This window comes from Collinsella sp. AM17-1 (genome assembly GCF_003470665.1).
Lineage (GTDB): Bacteria > Actinomycetota > Coriobacteriia > Coriobacteriales > Coriobacteriaceae > Collinsella.
This window is the reverse complement of record NZ_QRJZ01000034.1, coordinates 1-5,804: the sequence shown is the minus strand read 5'-3', so window position 1 is coordinate 5,804 and position 5,804 is coordinate 1. Positions and strand designations below refer to the sequence as shown.

Sequence of the window (5,804 nt, the reverse complement as noted above, 5' to 3'; positions counted from 1 at the left end):
CTCGAGCCTCGCCTTCTCCTCCGCCGCCCGCCTGACCGCGTCGACGTAGTAGGCGAGCACCTCCTCGTCGGCCCCCTCCGCGAACCTTATCGACTCGATCCAGGACCAGTGGGCCCGGGTCCAGTTGCCCTTCCTGCGGCCGGTGGGCGTCCTCTCGTCGAAGACGAAGCCGTGCCTGAGCAGGAACTTGGAGAGCCGCTGCTTCGAGCGCGAGAGGTCGTCCCTCGCGTCCTCGAGCGCCCTGGTCAGGTCGCGGGCGGCCTCGCACTCGTCGTCGGGGACCCACACCTCGACCACGTTGCCGACCGACAGCATGCGGGCGAGGAACTCGGCGTCGTTGCGGTCGTTCTTCCTGCGCCTGTCCGCGCTGGGCTTGATCATCTTCGAGACGGCGCCGACCACGCAGCCGACCCCCAGGCCGGAGAGCCTCTTCTGCAGGTCGAAGCCCGTGACCCCGGACTCGTACACGCACCTGGCCCCGGGGTCCACGGAGCGGACCCACTCCGCGACGGCGCCGGCGTCGTAGCCGAAGGTCGCGGCGCGCACCTCCCCGGTCATGACGTCGAGGGAGACGGCCTTTATCGAGCGGGCGTGGACGTCGAGGCCGACGAAGGTGGTAGTATCGAGCATGGGAGCCCCTTCCATGAATGCGGCGTGGCCGCCGCGGCTGAATTAGACACTCACCATTGTCGGCCTAATCCGCGGTCTTTCATGCAGCAGGGGCTCTCAGTGTTTTATGTCCTGCTCATATCGTCTGCGGTGGCCGCATCTTTCGTCTGCAAGGCAACTGCACCGGTGGGGGAGCTGGTTTCTGCCGCGATCGCCGTTACGGGGGCGATTCCCGCGACAAGTGCCGCGGAAAGGGCGATGCCCACAGTTGCTCGTCTTGCTCTTCTTGCGAGAATGTCGTTCATCTCGGCACCTCATTTCAAGGGTCGGCGGCTCGGCTGGTAGCACTAATGTAAGTATATCAGGCGATTGGCGCGCCGCTGACCGGGCATGCGCACCTCTCCGCTTCTCTGGAAACCGAATCCCATTAGAAATGACGAGTTGTTTACGCTTCTTTTGGGCTCACCGTACTATCATGATTCGAATTGAGTGTGAATGATGATAGGGAGCGCCTTTTTATGATTGAGTTGCTCAGGCGTTTTGGTGGTAAGTTTCGCCGATATATGGTGATTGGCCCTGCGTGCAAGTTGATCGAAGTGATTTTTGACCTGCTGACGCCGCTGGTGATTGCCCAGATGATCGATAAGGGCATTGGCTCGCACGACGTTAATGCCGTTATCCACTACGGCATGGTACTTGGCGCCATGGCTGTGATCGGCATCTCGTTTACGCTCGTCTGCCAAAAGATGGCGGCGCTCACCTCGCAGGGCATGGGTACTGACATTCGCGGCGCACTCTACCAGCACATCAACAAGCTGAGCTATGCCGAGCTCGACCGCTTTGGCACGCCCTCGCTCATCACACGCATCACCAACGACGTCAACCAGGTCCAGCTTGCCGTGGCGCTGGGCGTGCGCATGCTCATCCGCTGGCCTTTCCTGGCGGTGGGCTCCATGGTCGCGGCCCTTGCCATCGACCTTAAGCTCGGCATCATCTTTTTGATCTGCACGCCCGCTATCGGCCTGGTGTTTTGGTTTGTCATGGCGCGCTGCATTCCCTACTACAAGCAGCTGCAGGCAAAGCTCGATTGCATCGCGCTTATCTGCCGCGAAGGTCTTTCGGGCGCCCGCGTGGTTCGTGCGTTTGTGCGCGAAGACCACGAGCGCGAGCGCTTTGCCCAGGCCGCCGACGACCAGGCCAATACCGCCATCGTGGTGGGCAAGCTTTCGTCGATTCTCAACCCTGTCACGTTTCTCGTGATGAACCTGGGCGTGTGCGCCATCCTGTGGGTGGGCGGCATCCAGGTCAACGTGCTCGAGCTCACGCAGGGCCAGGTCATGGCGTTTGTGAACTACATGACGCAGACCCTCACCTCCATCGTGTACGTCGCCAACCTGGTCGTGGTCTTTACCAAGGCGAGTGCCAGCGCGTCACGTATCAACGAGGTGCTCAATTGCGTGCCGAGCATTACCGATGAGGGCAACCAGCCGGTCGCACTGCCCGAGCCGGGCAATGTCGCTCCCGTTCCTGCGTTGAGCTTTGACCATGCGAGCTTTTCGTTTGGCGTGGGCGCGGCAAATGCCGTGAGCGATGTGACGCTGGAGCTGCCGCTGGGCAAGACGCTCGGCATTATCGGCGGCACGGGCAGCGGCAAGTCCACGCTCGTTTCGCTTATCCCGCGCCTGTACGATGCGAGCGCTGGCAGCGTGAGCGTGATGGGCGCCGACGTGCGCGCCTGGCCGCTCGACCAGCTGCGCCATGTGGTCGCGACCGTCCCGCAGCGCGCGTCGCTGGTGAGCGGCACCATCCGCAGCAACCTGACCTGGCGTGACGAGTCAGCGACCGACGATGAGCTCTGGGCGGCGCTCGATATGGCGCAGGCCAGCGAATTCGTGCGCAACAAGCCGCAGGGGCTCGATGCCCCGGTCGAGGCGGGCGGTAAGAACTTCAGCGGTGGCCAACGCCAGCGCCTGACCATCGCGCGCGCCCTGGTGGGCTCGCCTCAGATATTGATCATGGACGACTCCGCCTCGGCGCTCGATTTTAAGACCGACGCGGCGCTTCGCCATGCCATCCGCGAGCGCAGCGTGCGCGGTGCCGCCGAGGGCGGGCTGCCGCTCACGACGGTCATCGTGAGCCAGCGCGTCTCGACCGTGCGCGATGCCGACATGATCTGCGTGCTCGACCACGGATCGGTTGCGGGCCTGGGCACGCATGACGAGCTGTATGCAAGCTGCCAGCTCTATCGCGAGATTTGCCAGTCGCAGCTGCGCCGCGAGGAGCTCGAGGGCCAGCAGGGGAGCACGGTGCCCGCGTCCGCCCCGACTGCCCCTGCGCCTACTTGCTCAAAGGAGGGTTGCTAGATGAATCCGTATACTTCTTCCGGTTCGGTCGCCACGATGACGGCCAATGTGTCCGGTAACGACAAGCTCAACGACCTGGGCGACGGCCCGCGCCAACCCGGTGATCCCGAGCGCTATCCCGTGGGCGCGGTGACGCGCCGCCTGCTGGGCTATGTTCGCCCGCACCGTATTTCGTTTACGGCGTCGTTTGTGAGCGCCGCCATCTCGGTGATTCTGCAGCTCTACACGCCCATCCTCATTGGTGAGGGCATCGACCTGATCGTCGCCACCGGGCAGGTGGACTTCGATGCGCTGCTGCCGCTCGTTACCAAACTCGCGATTGTCGTGATGGGTGCTGCGGCCTTTCAGTGGCTGCAGGGCTACTGCGTCAACCGTCTGTCCTACGAGACGGTGCGCGACATGCGCGTGGAGGCGAGCGACAAGCTCAGCCGCATGCCGCTCGGCTTTGTCGACAGCCATGCCCACGGCGACCTTATGAGCCGCGTGGTCAACGACGTCGATCAGGTGGGCGACGGTCTGCTGCAGGGCTTTACCCAGCTCTTTACCGGCGTCATCACCATCGTGGGCACGCTTGCGTTTATGCTCTCCATTAACCTGACCATGACACTCGTGGTGGTGCTCGTCACGCCGCTTTCCATCTTTGCAGCTGGCGCCATCGCCAAGCTCTCCAACAAAAGCTTTACGGCTCAGCAGCGTATTCAAGGGCAGCTCGGCGGTCATATCGAGGAGTATGTGGGTGAGCAAAAGCTGGTGGACGCCTTCGCCTACGGCCCGCACGCTCAGCAGCGCTTCGATGCCCTTAACGCCGAGCTCTATACAGCAGGTGAACGCGCGCAGTTTATGGGTTCGCTCTCCAACCCCGGCACGCGCTTTATCAATAACATCATCTATGCCGTGGTCGCTGTGATCGGCTGCGTGGGCGTGATCACGGGCGTGCCAGCGGCGCTTACGGTGGGCGGCGTGCAGATTTTCCTGTCCTATGCCAACCAGTACACCAAGCCGTTCAACGAGGTCACCAACGTCATCACGCAGATCCAGACCGCGTACGCCTCGGCGCGCCGCATGTTTGCGCTGCTCGATGCGCGCGAGCAGGAGCCCGACGCGTCGGACGCCGCAGAGCTTGCCGCCCCGCAGGGCGAGGTTTCGTTTGAGCATGTGGACTTTAGCTATGTGCCCGACCGCAAACTGCTGCAGGATATCTGCATCGATGCCAAGCCCGGCATGCGCTTTGCCCTGGTCGGTCCCACGGGCTGTGGCAAGACAACGCTCATCAATTTGCTGCTGCGGTTCTACGATATCGACACCGGTCGCATCGCGGTCGATGGCCGTTCCTCGCGTGACTACACGCGCGCAAGCCTGCGCCGTGCCTTTGGCATGGTGCTGCAGGATACGTGGCTGTTCGAGGGCACCGTGGCGGACAACATCGCCTACGGTTGTCCCGATGCCACACGCGAACAGGTTATCGAGGCGGCCAAGCGCGCGCATGCGCACAAGTTTATCGTGCAGCTGCCAGGCGGCTACGACACGGTGATTGGCGAGGACGGCGGCACGTTTAGCCAGGGTCAAAAACAGCTGCTGTGCATCGCGCGCGTCATGCTTACCGACCCGGCGATCTTGCTGCTGGACGAGGCAACGTCGAGCATCGATACCCGCACCGAGCTGCAGGTGCAGGCAGCATTCGACGAGCTCATGGCTGGCCGCACAAGCTTTGTGGTGGCGCACCGCCTGAGCACCATCCGCAACGCCGACTGCATTCTGGTGATGCGCGACGGCGAGATTATCGAGCGCGGCACGCACGACGAGCTGCTAGCGGCAGGCGGCTTCTACGCCGAACTCTACCGCAGCCAGTTTGCCCAGTAGGGGCCACCGATTGGCGGCAGATGGTTTACATCTGCGTCGTTAGTACTAAGATATTCATCTAATAAATTGCATTAGTGGCTTTAGTTTTGGGGGAAACGAGGCAACGTGACTATGACGTGCTCTTTGGTGGTTAACAGCAAGAGCGGTAATACCAGGATGGTTTCGGGCGCGATTAAGCGCGCTCTGCAGGCTGCGGGCGTTGAGTTTGTCCATGCCGCGGCGTTGAGCGACGATGCGGATGCAGATCAGGTTGCGCTCGAGGCGCAGGGCGCCTGCGCGGCCGACATGGTGCTCGTCGGTTTTTGGTGCGACAAGGGCGCGTGCACGCCTTCGGTCGCGGCGTTGCTCTCCGCCTTGCACGGCAAGCGCGTGTTCCTGTTTGGCACCTGCGGCTTTGGCGCCGATCAGAGCTATTACCAGCAGATTATCGATCGCGTGACCTCCAATTTGGCCAATGATGCCGAGCTTGCGGGCTGGGCGATGTGCCAGGGCAAGATGGGCCCTGCGGTCAAGCAGCGCTACGAGGCCATGCTCGAGCAAGATCCCGACAACGCCCGCGCTAAGATGCTTCTCGACAACTGGGTTGCCGCAAAGGATCACCCCACCAAGGAAGATCTGGATAACATGGCTACAGCCGCCAAAAAGGCCGTGCTGGGGGAGTAGCTCCCATCGCTGACGGCGGTCGGTCCATCTTTCTAAATGAAACGTCCTCCCGGGCGTCGGGGCACGAAGTTCCCTGCTCTACAGTCCTGCGCAAGACGAAGGCCACATTAAGTGGCCTTCTTTGCGTGCGGAACTCGCGATGAACTTCGTGCCCCGCCGTCCGGGAGGACGCCTCTTTATTGATGGGAGGCCTGATAGGTCGATGGTTCCGTGCCCGGATGCGTCCAAAGTGGGACGGGCTTTCCGGATGGGCAGGCGGGACTGCGGACGATTTCTTGGACCGCTACGCGGCCCTTCCCAGCGCGGCGC

The 5,804-nt window shown here is 62.5% G+C and carries 5 protein-coding genes; 3 read left to right on the top strand and 2 right to left on the bottom strand.

What is annotated here, in order from left to right; all coding sequences use genetic code 11:
- Both DW195_RS10155 and DW195_RS10150 read right to left on the bottom strand, forming a co-directional pair.
- Nucleotides 1–630, bottom strand: a 630-nt coding sequence (locus tag DW195_RS10155) for a transposase (RefSeq protein ID WP_233540865.1), incomplete at its 3' end; no start/stop codon positions are given.
- Nucleotides 631–734: 104 nt separating this feature from the next.
- The gene (locus DW195_RS10150) at nt 735–914 is read right to left on the bottom strand and encodes a hypothetical protein (protein WP_118206641.1); all 180 of its coding nucleotides are present in this window, start codon (nt 912–914) and stop codon (nt 735–737) included.
- 213 nt (nt 915–1,127) lie between these two features.
- Here DW195_RS10150 and DW195_RS10145 point away from each other — a divergent pair, with 213 nt between their 5' ends.
- The 3 genes from DW195_RS10145 (at nt 1,128) to bilS (ending at nt 5,495) form a co-directional block, all read left to right on the top strand.
- Complete coding sequence (locus DW195_RS10145; RefSeq protein ID WP_118206640.1) at nt 1,128–2,972, top strand: ABC transporter ATP-binding protein; 1,845 nt, start codon at nt 1,128–1,130, stop codon at nt 2,970–2,972.
- Nucleotides 2,973–4,832, top strand: a complete 1,860-nt coding sequence (locus DW195_RS10140) for an ABC transporter ATP-binding protein (protein ID WP_118206639.1) — start codon at nt 2,973–2,975, stop codon at nt 4,830–4,832. It begins immediately after the preceding gene.
- 111 nt (nt 4,833–4,943) lie between these two features.
- The gene (bilS, locus tag DW195_RS10135; protein WP_118206638.1) at nt 4,944–5,495 is read left to right on the top strand and encodes a flavodoxin family protein BilS; all 552 of its coding nucleotides are present in this window, start codon (nt 4,944–4,946) and stop codon (nt 5,493–5,495) included.
- Nucleotides 5,496–5,804 lie beyond the last annotated feature (309 nt).